The sequence below is a fragment of the Cellulomonas carbonis genome, assembly GCF_014636275.1.
In the GTDB taxonomy this organism is placed as follows: domain Bacteria; phylum Actinomycetota; class Actinomycetes; order Actinomycetales; family Cellulomonadaceae; genus Actinotalea; species Actinotalea carbonis.
Map to the genome: position 1 here is coordinate 410,824 of NZ_BMEB01000002.1, position 13,764 is coordinate 424,587.

Annotated in this window: 15 protein-coding genes; 6 read left to right on the forward strand and 9 right to left on the reverse strand. The window is 75.4% G+C overall.

Translation table 11 applies throughout. The features are described 5' to 3' along the window. Window positions 1–80 precede the first annotated feature (80 nt). Complete coding sequence (locus IEV86_RS07125; RefSeq protein WP_043605721.1) at window positions 81–1,178, forward strand: ABC transporter ATP-binding protein; 1,098 nt, start codon at window positions 81–83, stop codon at window positions 1,176–1,178. Window positions 1,179–1,336: 158 nt separating this feature from the next. Here IEV86_RS07125 and IEV86_RS07130 read toward each other — a convergent pair whose 3' ends face one another. Beyond that, window positions 1,337–2,092 carry a glycerophosphodiester phosphodiesterase gene (locus IEV86_RS07130; RefSeq protein ID WP_052426150.1) on the reverse strand — a complete coding sequence of 252 codons (756 nt, stop codon included), beginning with the start codon at window positions 2,090–2,092 and terminating at the stop codon, window positions 1,337–1,339. A gap of 289 nt (window positions 2,093–2,381) precedes the next feature. On the opposite strand from IEV86_RS07130, the gene IEV86_RS07135 reads away from it, so the two are divergent. Beyond that, the gene (locus tag IEV86_RS07135; protein ID WP_052426151.1) at window positions 2,382–3,212 is read left to right on the forward strand and encodes a DUF429 domain-containing protein; all 831 of its coding nucleotides are present in this window, start codon (window positions 2,382–2,384) and stop codon (window positions 3,210–3,212) included. On the opposite strand, the gene IEV86_RS07140 is transcribed toward IEV86_RS07135, so the two are convergent. Next, window positions 3,142–3,588 (reverse strand): hypothetical protein, encoded by a 447-nt coding sequence (locus tag IEV86_RS07140; RefSeq protein WP_043605723.1) that lies wholly within the window; start codon window positions 3,586–3,588, stop codon window positions 3,142–3,144. The genes IEV86_RS07135 and IEV86_RS07140 overlap by 71 nt on opposite strands. Before the next feature lie 69 nt (window positions 3,589–3,657). Here IEV86_RS07140 and IEV86_RS07145 point away from each other — a divergent pair, with 69 nt between their 5' ends. Next, on the forward strand, window positions 3,658–3,813 hold the full coding sequence (locus tag IEV86_RS07145; RefSeq protein WP_161784039.1) for a hypothetical protein: 156 nt from the start codon (window positions 3,658–3,660) through the stop codon (window positions 3,811–3,813). A gap of 29 nt (window positions 3,814–3,842) precedes the next feature. Here IEV86_RS07145 and IEV86_RS07150 read toward each other — a convergent pair whose 3' ends face one another. Together IEV86_RS07150 and IEV86_RS07155 are read right to left on the reverse strand one after the other, a co-directional pair. Beyond that, on the reverse strand, window positions 3,843–5,567 hold the full coding sequence (locus tag IEV86_RS07150; RefSeq protein WP_043605725.1) for a PH domain-containing protein: 1,725 nt from the start codon (window positions 5,565–5,567) through the stop codon (window positions 3,843–3,845). Further along, window positions 5,564–6,151, reverse strand: a complete 588-nt coding sequence (locus IEV86_RS07155) for a PH domain-containing protein (protein WP_081978684.1) — start codon at window positions 6,149–6,151, stop codon at window positions 5,564–5,566. Before IEV86_RS07155 ends, IEV86_RS07150 begins: the two co-directional genes overlap by 4 nt. A gap of 578 nt (window positions 6,152–6,729) precedes the next feature. Here IEV86_RS07155 and IEV86_RS07160 point away from each other — a divergent pair. Continuing rightward, on the forward strand, window positions 6,730–6,933 hold the full coding sequence (locus tag IEV86_RS07160) for a hypothetical protein (RefSeq protein ID WP_152605624.1): 204 nt from the start codon (window positions 6,730–6,732) through the stop codon (window positions 6,931–6,933). Between the two features lie 99 nt (window positions 6,934–7,032). Here the strand turns inward: IEV86_RS07160 and IEV86_RS07165 are convergent, their stop codons facing one another. The 3 genes from IEV86_RS07165 to IEV86_RS07175 are packed head-to-tail and all read right to left on the reverse strand — an operon-like array spanning window position 7,033 to window position 8,594. Then, window positions 7,033–7,515 (reverse strand): VOC family protein, encoded by a 483-nt coding sequence (locus IEV86_RS07165; RefSeq protein ID WP_052426152.1) that lies wholly within the window; start codon window positions 7,513–7,515, stop codon window positions 7,033–7,035. A 59-nt stretch (window positions 7,516–7,574) separates the two neighbouring features. Further along, window positions 7,575–7,904, reverse strand: a complete 330-nt coding sequence (locus IEV86_RS07170; RefSeq protein ID WP_043605728.1) for a hypothetical protein — start codon at window positions 7,902–7,904, stop codon at window positions 7,575–7,577. Between the two features lie 51 nt (window positions 7,905–7,955). Then, complete coding sequence (locus IEV86_RS07175) at window positions 7,956–8,594, reverse strand: hypothetical protein (RefSeq protein ID WP_152605625.1); 639 nt, start codon at window positions 8,592–8,594, stop codon at window positions 7,956–7,958. A gap of 84 nt (window positions 8,595–8,678) precedes the next feature. On the opposite strand from IEV86_RS07175, the gene IEV86_RS07180 reads away from it, so the two are divergent. Beyond that, window positions 8,679–9,404: a DUF2510 domain-containing protein gene (locus IEV86_RS07180; protein ID WP_043605732.1), complete on the forward strand. Its 726-nt coding sequence runs from the start codon at window positions 8,679–8,681 to the stop codon at window positions 9,402–9,404. A gap of 85 nt (window positions 9,405–9,489) precedes the next feature. On the opposite strand, the gene IEV86_RS07185 is transcribed toward IEV86_RS07180, so the two are convergent. After that, window positions 9,490–10,179: a Pr6Pr family membrane protein gene (locus tag IEV86_RS07185; RefSeq protein ID WP_043605738.1), complete on the reverse strand. Its 690-nt coding sequence runs from the start codon at window positions 10,177–10,179 to the stop codon at window positions 9,490–9,492. A gap of 354 nt (window positions 10,180–10,533) precedes the next feature. Between IEV86_RS07185 and IEV86_RS07190 the strand changes: the two genes are divergently transcribed. Continuing rightward, window positions 10,534–11,463, forward strand: coding sequence for a DNA-3-methyladenine glycosylase family protein (locus tag IEV86_RS07190; RefSeq protein WP_229734536.1), 930 nt, complete (start codon window positions 10,534–10,536; stop codon window positions 11,461–11,463). Window positions 11,464–11,570: 107 nt separating this feature from the next. On the opposite strand, the gene IEV86_RS07195 is transcribed toward IEV86_RS07190, so the two are convergent. Next, a complete protein-coding gene (locus tag IEV86_RS07195) occupies window positions 11,571–13,562 on the reverse strand; it encodes a DUF4914 family protein (RefSeq protein ID WP_081978602.1) in 1,992 nt (663 codons plus the stop codon). Window positions 13,563–13,764: the final 202 nt, after the last annotated feature.

Consider the following 13,764-nt stretch of genomic DNA (forward strand, 5'->3'; position numbering starts at 1 on the left):
GGTGAGCCGGCCCGGGCGCAGCCCCGTGACCCACGCAGGCGCAGAGCGGGCGGAGTCCGCACGCAGGAAGAGGTGACGAGATGGCGGCAGTGACCTTCGAGGCGGCGACGCGCTCCTACGCGGCGAGCCCGCGACCGGCGGTGGACGCGCTCGACCTGGAGGTGCACGACGGCGAGTTCCTCGTCGTCGTCGGGCCGTCCGGGTGCGGCAAGTCCACGAGCCTGCGGATGCTCGCGGGCCTCGAGCCCGTCGACGGCGGCCGCGTGCTCATCGACGGCGTCGACGTGTCGGGGCGCCGGGCGCGGGACCGGGACGTCGCGATGGTGTTCCAGAGCTACGCCCTGTACCCGACGATGACGGCCGGGGAGAACATGGCGTTCGCGCTGCGCAACACGGGCGTCGCGAGGCACGAGATCCGCCGTCGGGTCGCCGAGGCCGCGCGCATGCTCCAGCTCGAGGACGTCCTCGACCGCAGGCCCGCACGCATGTCCGGCGGTCAGCGGCAGCGGGTCGCGATGGGCCGCGCGGTCGTGCGCGAGCCGCAGGTGTTCTGCATGGACGAGCCGCTGTCGAACCTGGACGCGAAGCTGCGGGTGTCGACGCGCGCCGAGATCGCCGGCCTCCAGCGCCGGCTGGGCACGACGACGGTCTACGTCACGCACGACCAGACGGAGGCCATGACCATGGGCGACCGGGTGTGCGTCCTGCACGGCGGCCGGCTCCAGCAGGTCGGCACGCCGACGGAGCTGTACGAGCGGCCGGTCAACACGTTCGTCGCCGGGTTCCTCGGGTCCCCGGCGATCAACCTGCTCGACGCGGTGCCGGTGCGCGACGGCCGCGCCGTCGTCGGCCCGGCGCTCGAGATCGGCGTCGGCGTGCACGCGCCCTCCGAGGTGACCCTCGGGATTCGGCCGGAGGGCTTCGACCTCGTCGACCCGAGCCGGGCGACAGAGCCCGGGCACCTGACGGCCCGCGTGGTGCGGGTCGAGCGGACCGGCGCGGAGACGTTCGTCCACGCCGAGGCCCTCGGCCTCACACCCGGTGTCACGACCCGGTCCGACCGGCTCGTCGTCCGCACCGACAAGCGGACGCCCGTGACCGAGGGGGAGACCCTCGCCCTGCGTGTCCACGTCGGCGAGGTCCTGCTGTTCGGGCCCGACGGCGACGCGCTGACCTGAGCGGCGGGGCAGTCGCCCCGGCCGGACCGGCGAGTCGCCCCGGCCCGACCGACGAGTCGCCCCGGCCGTACCGACGAGTCGCCGCGGCCCACCGACGACGGGCCCGACCGGACGCGGTGCTCGCGTCCGATCGGGCCCTTCCCGTCCCGTGACCCGTCTCAGGCGCCGACCGCGACGGCGAGCTCGTGCCGTGCCACCGCCCGCCAGTCGCGGGCGTCGACGAGCGCGCGCGCCGTCGGGAGGTCGTCGGACATGACGGCGTCGACGCCCATCCCGAGGAGGCGCTCCAGGTCGCGCGGGTCGTCGACCGTCCAGCACGAGACGCCGATGCCGAGCGCGTGCAGGGCGCGCACCAGCACGGGCGCGAGCGTGGTGTGCTCCGGGTTGTACATGTCCGGGCGCAGGAGCCCGAGCACCCGCACGTCCGGCGGGGTCAGGCCGATCGAGTTGAGGAACAGCTGGGCGGCGGCGCTGGCCCCGCGCACGTTCCACAGCCCGGCGAGCTCGCCGCAGAACCACGTCGCCCGCACCAGGCCGGCGTCCTCGACGACGCGCAGCGCCGCCGCCGCGGCCTCCGGCGTCTTCTGGTCGATCACGAGCGGCACGCCGGTGTCCCGCGAGACCTCGAGCGCCTCACGCAGCGTCGGGATGCGTCGGTCACCCGCACCGAGCGCCCGGATCGACTCCGTGGTGTGGGCCGCGACCGGCCGGGGGTCCCCCCACAGCCGCTGGAGCGTGGCGTCGTGCACGACGACGACCTCGCCGTCACCGGCCAGCTGGACGTCGATCTCGATCATGTCGGCGCCGCCTCGGGCGGCGGCCTCGATGGCGGGCAGCGTGTTCTCCACGTGCTCGCGGTGGTCGCCGCGGTGGGCGATCGCCAGCGGCGGGCGTGACTGGTCGTACCAGGGCATGGCGCTCCTCCGGACGGGCCGGCTGCACGGTGCAGCGGTCTCCTCGCGGACTGTCCCAGGCCGGGCTGAACCGCATGTTCCCGGCCGGTGAACACCGTCCGCGGACCACGTCGACGTGACCGGACGGACCGGCCGGCACGGGGCTCTGCCGCCGGGGTCCTGCCGCCGTGACCGACCGTGCTCGTGGCCGAGCCCCACCGCGCTCCCCGGTCGTCGTCGGCGCCTGGCGTCCCCTATCGTCGGCGCGTGCTCACCGGCGACGACCCGCCCTCGTCCGCGGTCGCCTGAGATGACCACCTACCTCGGCATCGACCTCGCGTGGTCCGCCCGCAACCGCACCGGCCTCGCCGCCCTGGACGACGACGGCGCGCTGGTCGCGTCGGCGAGCGTCCGGTCCGACGACGACGTCGACGCGTTCGTCGCCTCGGCCTCCACCGGCCGCGTCGTCGCCGCGATCGACGCCCCGCTCGTCGTCCCGAACGACAGCGGTCAGCGCACGTGCGAGCGGCTCGTCAACGCCGAGTTCGGGCCGTACTACGCGGGTGCGCACTCGTCGAACCGCGCCAACCCGCTCTTCCAGCGGCCGCGAGGGCTCGCGCTCAGCGAGCGGCACGGCTGGGACGTCGACCCCGCGAGCCGGCACCGGACCGACGTGTCCGTCGCGATCGAGGTCTACCCGCACCCCGCGACCATCACGCTCTTCGGGTTGCCGACCGTGCTCCGGTACAAGCGCAAGCGCGGCCGGTCGGTGACGGCGTGCCGCGACGAGCTGCTGCGCCTCATGGACCTGATGGAGCAGCACCTCGACGCCCCGCTGCTCCTCAGCACGTCGTCACGCTGGGCGCAGATCCGCGACGCCGTCGCCGCGGCGACCCGGCCGTTCCACCTCGGCGCGGTCGAGGACGAGGTCGACGCGGTCCTGTGCGCCTACCTCGCCTGGCTCTGGGGCACGAGGGACGAGCGCATGCGCGTCATCGGCGACGTCGACGACGGCTACATCGTCGTCCCCGGCCGCCCGACCGTCCCCGCCGTCCGCCCGTCCCGGCCCGTCACCCGCCCGACCGCAGCCACGCATCCACCGCCCACGCCGACACCACCAGCGCGCCCAGGAGCACGCTGAGCAGCATGCGCCACTGCGCGAGGCCCAGGCCGGTCCGTCCGGTCGCACGGCGCTCCCGGACGAGCGCCCAGACGCCCGCCGTCACCGCCCACGCGAGCCCGTAGGTGATCGACGACGCCACGACGGCGACCACCGGCACCTCGTCGCCACGAGCGCGCACGAGCAGCGCGACCGCACCGGCCAGCAGGACCGTCCACACCCACGCCAGGCGACCGTCGCCCACCACCCGGACCCACGGTCGGCCGCCCAGCGGCCACCGCGGCGCGCCCGCGCGTCGGCGGGTGCGGTCCGTGACCACGACGACCCCGCGCACCGCCCACCCGACCGCGACGAGCACCGCCGCGACCACCGTGACCACCGCCCAGACGACCTCCACCCGGTCATCCTTCCCCGACGGCCTTCCCGCATCGATACCGTGGGCCACCGCCACCCCAGGAGCCGACGAGTGCAGCGACCCATCCGCCACCCGGGCGTCCTCCCCGACGCCGTCCCGCGCACCGCCGCCCAGGTCCGGCGCGCACCGCGCCCCGTCCGCCTGCCGCCGGGCTCGCACCTCCTGGTGCGGGTCGCCGGGACGGAGTTCCGCACCGACCTCCGCTGAGGCCGCCGGCGGTCAGCACCCGCCGCTGGTCAGCTCCGGCCGACGCCGACCCACACGTCGGGCGTCGCGAGCGTCGCGAGCGCCACGGCGTCGACCACCGGCACGTCCTCGACCGCGACCGCCTCGGGACCCGCAGCCGTCGTCGCCGTGAGCGTGCACAGCGCGAGCCGCCGCTGCAGCACCGACTCCTCGAGCGTCCAGCCGATGATTCCGCGCGTGTGCAGCACGGTCCGGCGTCGACGTAGCCGCCCGGACGTGACGACCAGGTGACCGGCCGCGAGCGCGTGGCCGCGGTGCCGGTGCTCGACCTCCGCGAGCGCGAGCGACAGCGCCAGCACGAGCACCCCCAGGACGAGCCACCGCACGTCCCAGCCGCGCCACGCGACCACCGCGGCCGCGATCCCCGTGAGCACCACGGTGTCGACCACTGCCCCGACCAGCAGCCGACGACGCGCGCGAGGGCCGTGCCGCCGGGTCGGCGCCGTCAACGGGTCGCCGCCGTCGTCGCCGTCGCCCAGCACCTCGCGGCCGACGGCGACCGCCACGTCGCGCGGGCACACCGGCAGCAGCGCGACGGTCCCACCGAGCCCGACCCCCGTCGTCAGCGCCTGGAGCTCGGCGCCACGCAGCGGCCGGGTCAGGAGCGGCTCGTCGAGCTGGAGCCCGCGGATCCGTGCCTCCTCGACCGTCGTCGAGGAGGTCGTCGTCAGCCCGCGGCGGAGGTGCAGCGTGCCACCCGGCTCGCGCGTGAGCGCCATGCCCCACCACGTCGACGCCCAGCGCGCCGTCGCGACCAGCGCACCACCGACGACGGCGACCACCACGCCGAGCATGACGAGCACCGGGGTCGAGTCGGGCAGCACGCCCGTCACGAACCGCCCGACCGCCGTCTGCCCGAGCAGCGCCCACAGGCCCGCGCCGCCCCCGACGAGCACCACGCCGCCACCGAGCCACCGGGCAGGCGCGTACCGGATCCACGACGGGTCGAGCCGGGCCAGCACGGCCGCGGACGACGTACGGCCGTCGTCGTCGGCGGCCGGGAGGGGAGGGCCGTCGGCGGTCGCGCCGAGGCCCGCCGTCGCGCCGACGCCCGCCGCACCACCGACGCCCGCCGCACCACCGAGCAGGGGCACCGCCGCCGGTTCCGCCGTCACCTCCCCGGGCGGCCGCCCGCTGTCGGACGACGTGGCCGCCGCCACCGCCTCCACGGTCCCGCGAGCCGCCCGGCTCCGTCGCAGCAGCTGCTCACGGAGCCGCGCGGACTGCTCCTTCCCGAGCGAGTCGAGCGTGATGCGCTCGAGGTCGTTCCCGGTGCCGATCGTGACCTTCGCGAGGCCGAGCACGCGGTGCAGCAGGGGTGCCTCCAGGTCGACGCTGCGCACGCGGTCCAGCGGCGCCGTGAGGACCTTGCGGTTGAGGACGCCGCGTCGGACCTGGAGCCGCTCGTCGTCGAGCCGGTAGCGCGTCGCGTGCCACGACGCGACCGCGGATCCGATCGCGACGACCGTGCCGAGCGCCGCGAGCGCGAGCTGCCACCACGCGTCCTGACCGGAACCGAGCCGCAGCACGACGACGCCGACGGGGACGGCCAGAGACACGAGCCGCGTCACGACGGTGATCAGGACCATCCGTCCGTCGATGCGGTGCCACGTGGCGTCCGCGAGCTCACCGGCCCCCGACCCACCCGCGCCCGACACGTCGCCGTCGCCCCCGCCGTCCGCCGTACCGCCGCGGACCGCGACGGGGTCCGTCACGTCGCGTCGCCGGGGGTCGCGGCGGTCACGGCGCTCAGCTCGGCAGCGAGACGCTCCGCGGTCTCGCTGTCGAGCCCCTCGATCGTGATCGCACCCGCCGCCGAGGCGGTCGTGACGGCCACCGACGCCACCCCGAACGCCCGCATGATCGCGCCCTGCGTCGAGTCGACGGTCTGCACACGCGACATGGGCGCGATCCGCTGCTCACGCCCGATCCACCCGGACCGCGTCCGCACCGCCACGGGTGTGACCTCCCAGCGGTGCACGCGGTACCGCAGCGGCGGCATGACGACGACGTGGACGACCGACCACGCCGTGACCGCGCCCAGCGCGTAGGGCGGCCAGGCGAGGTGGTCGAGCCACAGCAGCCACGCGGTCACGAGGACCGCGAGGAACACGACCCAGCCGACCAGTGCGGACACGCGCCAGTAGGCGACCGCCCGTGGCGAGACCCGGTGCGCGGGCTCCCCCAACGTGACGGCGGGCCACTGCTCGGCGCGGACCGACCCATCGCTGCCGGTCACCGGCGGGGCGCCGGCCGGCTCGGTCGTGGCGGGCACGTCGGCGAGGTCGTCCGTCGGCATGGCGCGAGCCTGGCACACGCCCGGGTCGGAGCGAAGGAGACGATGGTGACTCCTCTCGACGCCGCGAGCACCTCGGCGGCCGGCTCGGCAGGGAGGTCGTTGGCGACCGCGCCCGCGGCGGACACACCGCTGACGACGAGGGCCAGGGTGGGCACCATCGCCACCCGCCTCAGGTGGGGGTTGCTCACGCACTCGATACGCACGGTTCTCCTCGAAGGCTGGGGCGCACGGACTGCGCGCCGCCGCCGGACGCTAGCGACGGGCGGCCGCGGCGCGTGTCCGTTTCGGGCGGATATGGCGGACGTTCACCCGAGCGGCCCGCCCGCTCACCCGGCACCACCCGTCGGGTCGAGCGACGCCATGAGCCCCCGCACGTCCTCCGCCATCGCGTCCACGCGCGCCCGCGGCGGCGAGCATCAGCACCCACCCCCAGGCCGACCGTCCGTCGCCGACCACCCGAACCCACGCAGGCCCGCCGACCGGCGGCGTCCCCGGAGCCTCGCGCAGTTCACCCGCCTCCGATCAGGGGCGTCTCGTGCGAACTCCGACGACGGTCGCCTCGCCCGCCGATGTGCTCGGTGAGGGACGACGGCGTCCCGGAGGAGGTGGTCACGATGGTCCAGCTGCACGACCCGGTCCGGTTCGAGGACCTGTCGCGGATGCTGCTCGGCGAGCCGGCACCGACGTGCTCGATGTGCATGACGGACGAGCACGAGGGCTGTCCCAGCGCGGACGAGCTGGGCGCGGCCGACCTGTGCGGGTGCGCCTGCCACCTGTGGTGACCCGCTGGACCAGGCCCCGACCACGCGGGCCGGGCCCCGATCACGCGGGGCCGGGCCCCGACCCGCGGGGGAGGAGGCCCGGCCCGGTCAGGTCCGTGCTCAGATCTGCGCGGTCGCCTCGTCGGTCGCGTGCTGGCCGCCGGCCGCCCCGTCGCCGCCCGCGTTCGCCGCGCCGCCGATGTTGACCATCCACTCGACGCCGAACCGGTCCGTGAGCATCCCGAACGCGTCGCCCCACGGCGCGACCGTGAGCTGCTCGCCGATCTGCGCACCCTCGGAGAGCTTCTCCCAGTAGCCGCGCAGCGCGGCGTCGTCCTCGGGCCCGCCGCTCAGCGACACCGAGAACGCGTTGCCCTGGGTGCGCTCCATGCCGCTCGGCGTGTCCGCGGCCATGAGGACGAACCCCGCGGCCGTCTCGAGCTGCCCGTGCATGACGCGGTCGGCGTCGTCGGGACCCTGGTTCATGCCGTAGTCGGAGAACGTGCTGAAGGTCGGCTCACCGCCGAACACGGACGCGTAGAACGTGAGCGCCTCGCGGGCCTCGCTGCGGAAGCCCAGGTACGGGTTCATCTGGACGGTCATGGTGGCTCCTCGGGACGGGATCGTCGGTCGAGGGGATGGACCTCCCGCACGCCCCGAAGTCATCGGGGGACGGTGGACCTGTCGCCGCCCGTGCGCTCGCGGTCGACCACCAGCCACGTCACCAGCCCGAGCGCGAGCGCCGCGACACCCACCGCGGGCCACGCCCCGAGGAGGTCCGCGAGCACGTGCGACAGCACGAACGCGCCGACCCCGATCGCCACGACGACGGCGAGCCGCCACCACGCCGTCGTCGGCCGCTCACGCACGACGCACCACGCCGCACCCGCGACGACGACGACCGCACCCGCCCACCGCAGTCCGGTGAGCTGCGCGGCGGCGAAGCCCGCGACCAGCGAGACGGCGGCGACGAGGGCGGTGGGGAGGCGCACGCCCCGAACCCTACGAGCCGGGCCTGGGCCGGCGGCTGCGGCGAGCCGACGTCAGGGCAGGACGTAGGTGATGACGCCCCACGTCGCCGCGACCACCGACACGTAGCGCACGAGCTCGCGGACCACGGACGGGCGTCGGCGTCCGATCCGCCGCGGTGCCACCTGGGTGGCCGGACCCGCGAGCCGGTCGCGGAGCTGCTGGGCGAGCTCGTCGACCTCGGCCGGGTCGAGCCGCTCCGGCAGCGACAGCAGGTGCGGGACCAGCAGGTGCGGCCCGACGACGCGCACGCCGTGCAGCATCGCCGCGGGACCGCGCGTGAGGGAGGGGACGTGGACGAGCGCGCTGACCGTGCGGCGGTGCTGCGGCGCGAGCAGCGCGGTGACCTCGGCCGCGGCCCGGGCGACGGCCTGGACGTCGTCGGTCGGGGCGAGCAGGTCCGCCGGGGCGTGGGGGCGGGGGACCGCGGCGATGACCGCGACACCACCCGGGCCGACGGCGACGTGGTCGATCGAGGCGGGCGGTCGGCCCGGGCGGTCGAGGCCGTGCAGGAGCGTCCAGCCGTAGCGGGTGAGCGGGTCGAGGGTCCGCGCGAGGTCGGCGTCCCGTGCGCCGGGAGCGGTCGCGCTCCACGTGTCGCCGATCACCTTCACCGTGTCCTCCAACGTCGTCGTCGAAGGACTCATCGGCACGACCGGTCCTGTTCTGCAGGCCCGACAGGGTGAACCGGGCCGGGTCCCGTCAAGGTCACCCGGTCGAGTGTCGACAGCCGGAGGGTGTCCGACACCTCTCCCGCGCCCGGCTGGTACCGCGACGGCATCACCGACGGCGTGCTGCGCTGGTTCGACGGCGCCGCGTGGACCGAGCACACGACCCCCGACGCCGCCGAGCAGCCCGCAGGCCCGTCGACCGCGGGTGAGTCGGCCGGTGCCGTCGCTCCCGAGCCGACCGCGGACTTCGCGTCGCCGTACGCGCAGCCCGTGGCCGCGACGGCCGGGCATGCGCCCGGGGCCGCGACGGTGGACCCGCACCTCGGTGGGGCGTACGCCGCCCAGCCGTCCTACGGCGGGCAGCCCTCCGCTGCGCAGCCGTACGCCGCGCAGCCCTACGGAGCACAGCCCTACGGAGGCCAGCCGTACGGAGCCCAGCCGTACGCCGCCGGGTACGGCGCGCAGCCCATGGTGACGAGGCCGTGGGACGGGCAGGTCTACCCGGCGTGGGGCACGCCGCCCGCACCCGAGAACGGCCCGCGGAACGTCGTGCACTGGCTGCTCCCGGTCGGCCGCTCGTGGCAGTCGATCACCGCGGGCTACCTCGGCCTGCTCGCGCTCGGCATCTGGGTGCTCGGGCCCTTCGCGATCGCGACCGGCGTCTGGGCGCTCGTGCGCGCCTCGAAGCACGAGGGCCACGGCCGCGGACGGGCGATCACCGGCATCGTGTGCGGCCTCGTCGGCACGGCGATCCTCGTCGTGCTCGCGGTGAACGCGGCCGGTACCGCCTGACCGGGCTGCGCACTCGGCGCGCTCGGCGACCTCTGCGCCGTCGGCGGCGTCAGCGCTCTCAGCGACCTCTGAGCCGTCGGCGTCGTCAGCGCACGCCCGCCTCGTCGCGCTCGCGGGCGGTCCCGCTCGTCGTCCGTGCAGCGAGCGGCCCGCGCTCACCGGCCGACCCGATCAGCGGGCCGACGGGCAGCAACCGGTCGATCGTCACGATCACCATGCCCAGGGCGTAGAAGCCCACGCCGTACATCGCGACGTTGACAGCGAGCCCGCCCCAGCCGAGCTCGCCGAGGTCGATGAAGCCGTACGGGTAGTGCGGCTCGGGGAGGAGCTCGGCGCGCAGGGTCGTGAAGCACACGTAGGCGACGAGGTACCCGAGCCACAGCAGCGGCGTCCTCCACCACGCGCGGCGGTGCCGGTCGAGCAGCACGAAGTCGGCGAACGCGGCGATCGGCGTGATCTGGTGCTCGATCTGCCCCGACGTCAGCCCGAGGAACAGCACGGGCGCGTCCGGGTCCTCGGGTGCGAGGACGAAGTGGCTGATCAGCCCGGTGATGCCGAGGAACAGCGTGACGCCGCCCTTGAGCCACACCGGCGGCTGCGGCACCCGGCCGAGCGACGCGACCGCCGCCCACACGAGCACCACGCCGAACGCGAGGTTCGACTGGTTCGTGAAGAACACGAGCCCGTGCAGGTCGCCCTCGAGCCAGATCTCCTTCGTCGCGACGAATGCGAGGAGCGCCACGAACAGGCGGTACACGACGACGACGACGTCCATGGGCGGCGGTTCCTCCGGTGCAGCGACGGTGCTGGGGTGACGGAAGGCTAGTGGCCGGCACGCCGGGTGGGCACCCACGCCGGAGCGCGGTTGGCGGGGGAGCGGGTGGCGGGGGAGCGGCTGGCGGCGGGCAAGGGGTGCGTCGTCCGACGCCGACTTCGCGTTTGACCGTCGAGCTCGCGTGCGACGTCCGCGAGCTCGGACCCGAACACGCGAACTCGGCGACCCGGGTGGCGGGGAGTGGGCGGCGGGCGGCGGGGAGCGGGTGGCGGGCGGCGGGGGGCGGCGACCCGGGTGGCGGGTGGCGGGCCGGCCTCCGGGGGCCCTGTCAGGTGCGCGTGCGACCCTGGGCCGGTGCAGACCCAGGCCGCCGCGGCGCTCGTGCGGACGGTCGAGCTGTCGCGGCCGACCGACGTGCACCGCACCCTGTCCCCGCTGCGGCGCGGCCCGCGGGACCCGGCGTTCGTGCGGACGGTCGACGGCGCGGTGTGGCGGGCGACGCTCCTGCGCTCGGGGCCGACGACGGTCCGCCTGCACCAGACCGGACCGTCCACGGTGCACGTGTCCGCGTGGGGCGACGGCGCCGAGGAGGCGCTCGACCGGGCACCCGCGATGCTCGGCGAGCACGACGACGACGCGGGCCTCGACCCGCCGCCCGGCACCGTCCGCGACGCGCTGCGCCGGTCGGCGCACGTCCGCATCCCGCGGACCGACCTGGTCCTCGAGGCGCTCGTCCCCGCGGTCCTCGAGCAGCGCGTCATCACGCGGACCGCGCAGGACGCGTGGCGCTGGCTCGTCCGGGCCCACGGCACACCGGCGCCGGGTCCCGCACCCGAGGGCATGCACGTCCCGCCGTCGGCTGCGGCCTGGGCGTCGGTGCCCGTGTGGGACTTCCACCGCGCCGGCGTCGACCCCGCCCGGGCGCGCGCCGTCGTCGCCGCGGCGCGGGTCGCGGGCCGGCTGGAGGAGTCCGTCGACATGCCCGTCGCCGAGACGTGGCGCCGGCTGCTCACCATCCCGGGCATCGGGCCGTGGACCGCCGCCGAGACGACCCAGCGTGCGCTCGGCGACGCCGACGCCGTGTCGGTCGGCGACTTCCACCTGCCCAACCAGGTCGGTCACGCGCTCGTGGGCCGCCGTGTCGACGACGACGGGATGCTCGCGCTCCTCGAGCCCTACCGCCCGCACCGCTACCGCGTCATCCGGGCGTTGCTCCTGACCGGCGTCGCACGCGCCCCGCGCTTCGGGCCGCGCCTCGCGGTCGAGGACCACCGCCGCCGCTGACGGCGACGCACCGCCGCCGGGGTGGGCCACGGAGTGGGGACGGTCGGCGTCGCCATGCGGCACTGACCTTCCCCGGAGGGGGTCCAGCGCGGCGCCGACCCGCCCGCTCACCCCACCATCGGCGTGAGCGCCTCGTACTCCTCGATGCCGCCGTCGCGCAGGCACACCTCGATGATCGCCCGCCCCAGCGGGTCGAGGTCGTCGGTCAGGTACTGCGCCAGCTCGGCCTGGAAGAAGTCGGTGAGGATGCGCGCGCCGACGTCGTACGCCTCGACGCCGACCTGCGACTGCTGGTCGGTCCGCAGGAACGTCGGCCGGATCAGCTGGCCGTCGATCTTCATCTCGCGCAGCGTGTAGCCGAACAGCGGGCAGCGCGACGCGACGAGCTGGTCGGGCCGGATCCGCCCGCCGCCGCGCCGTGCGAGGTACTCGCGCGTGAGCCACTCCGCCGCGAAGCCGACCTTGTAGGCGCCGATGTGCTGGTTCGGCGTGAGCACGTAGCGCGTGCGCGGCGCGTCGACGATCTGCCGCAGCAGGAGGTTCGCGCCGCCGACCCGCGTCCCGGTCGAGAACGGCCAGAACGACCCGACGCCCTCGGACACCATGCCGCCGTGCGCGAGCCGCTGCACCGCGTCGGCGCTCTCACCGATCGACGGGTTCTTGTCCCCGCGCGGCGCGATGAGCCGCCACAGCCACGCGAGCGCGGGCGGGACGAGGTGCATCATCCCCATCACGCCGTACGTCGGGCTCGTGCGCGTGCACGCCGGCATCCGCACGCCGAACGTGCGGACGTCGACCTCCTCGGGCTCGTCGACCACGCCGCGGATGAGTCGCCTCGGCACGACGACGCGCGGGTTCGGGCACGGCGTCCCCGTCGAGTCGAGCGTGTGCTCCCACGGGAGGCACGTCGCGTCGGGCACGCCGTCGAGGTTGAAGAACACGAGCGGCTCGGCGGGGTGGATGAACACGCGCTCGAGGTGGCAGTCCTCGCCGTACTCGGTGAGGTTGTCGACGCGCACGAACCAGCCGTCCTCGGCGTCCGTCACGACGAGCTTGCCGGACCCGGTCTGCAGCGACGCGTGGCACAGCGTCATGTCGTCGGTGACGGGTTCGAGCCGGCTCGTCTCGGACAGCGTGATGACGTACGGCTCGCCCGTGACGACGTTCGTGCCGAGCAGGATCCGCCCGTCCTCCTGACGCCGGATCTCCTGGCACATCTCCGACTTGCCGCCGCCCGACGCGCCCTCGTGCATGACGATCGTCTCGTTCTCGTACGGCGTCGTGACGCGGACGCTCGACGCGTGCGCGGTGAGCCAGCCCTCCTGCTCGCCGATGTCGAGCAGCACCGAGAACACGCCCTTCTTGGCGCTCGGCCCCGGGTACAGGTTGTAGGCGAACACCTCGTGCAGCGTCTCGGTGCGGTCGTGCACGACGACCTGGCGCCCCGCGAAGTGCGTGTGCCGGAACGGCGGCGCGACGTACAGGACCGACCGCGGCGCGAAGGCGCCGTGCTGCGCGACGAGGTCGTCGAGCGTCGTGAACCCCTGCAGGTCGGCGAGCGCGAGCGCGAAGAACGCCGCGTTGACCGGCACGACGCCGAGCGACGGGTACCCGAACCGCGGCCCGCCCGCCCGGAACGGCACGACGACGAGGTCCTGCTCGGCGAGCCACGCGAGGGTCTCGGTGCGGACGGGTGCGAAGGGACCGCCGTGCCGGTCCGCGAAGCGCGGCTTGTCGGACGGCAGGTCGTCGCCGATGCGCATGCAGTCGGGGTCCCGGCGCCGCATGTAGTCCTCGGGGTAGTTCACCGAGACGCCGTTGCGGCAGCGGACCACCTCGGCCTCGACGACCGGCTCGCCCGCGACGTCGTACGCGACCGAGAAGCGCGGACCGCCGTCGGGCCCGAGCGCGAGCCGGTACAGCTCGTCGCGCGAGCGCGGGACGACCACGCTGCGTGCCGACGTCAGGACCGTGCGCACGTCGTCGGGCAGGTCCAGGGTGGCGAGCGCCGCGGCGTCGGACCGGCCCGGCGAGGAGGCGTCGTCGTCGGTGCGCGCGTCGGGACCGTGCGTCGCGTCCGTCAGGGTCGGGGCGGTCATGGGAACTCCCTCGTCCGGGCGCGTCGCGCCGCATCCGCCGCCGTGCGCCGACGCGCCGGGCGGCACGGGGTGCACGGACTGGCGCTGTCCGATCACGGACGCTACGGAGGGGCGGTCCCCGGCGCATGGGACCTTCGGTCAGCATCCGGTCCCGCCGTCCCGGATGGTGGTCGCGGGTGGTCCGCCGGTCGCGCCGGCGGCG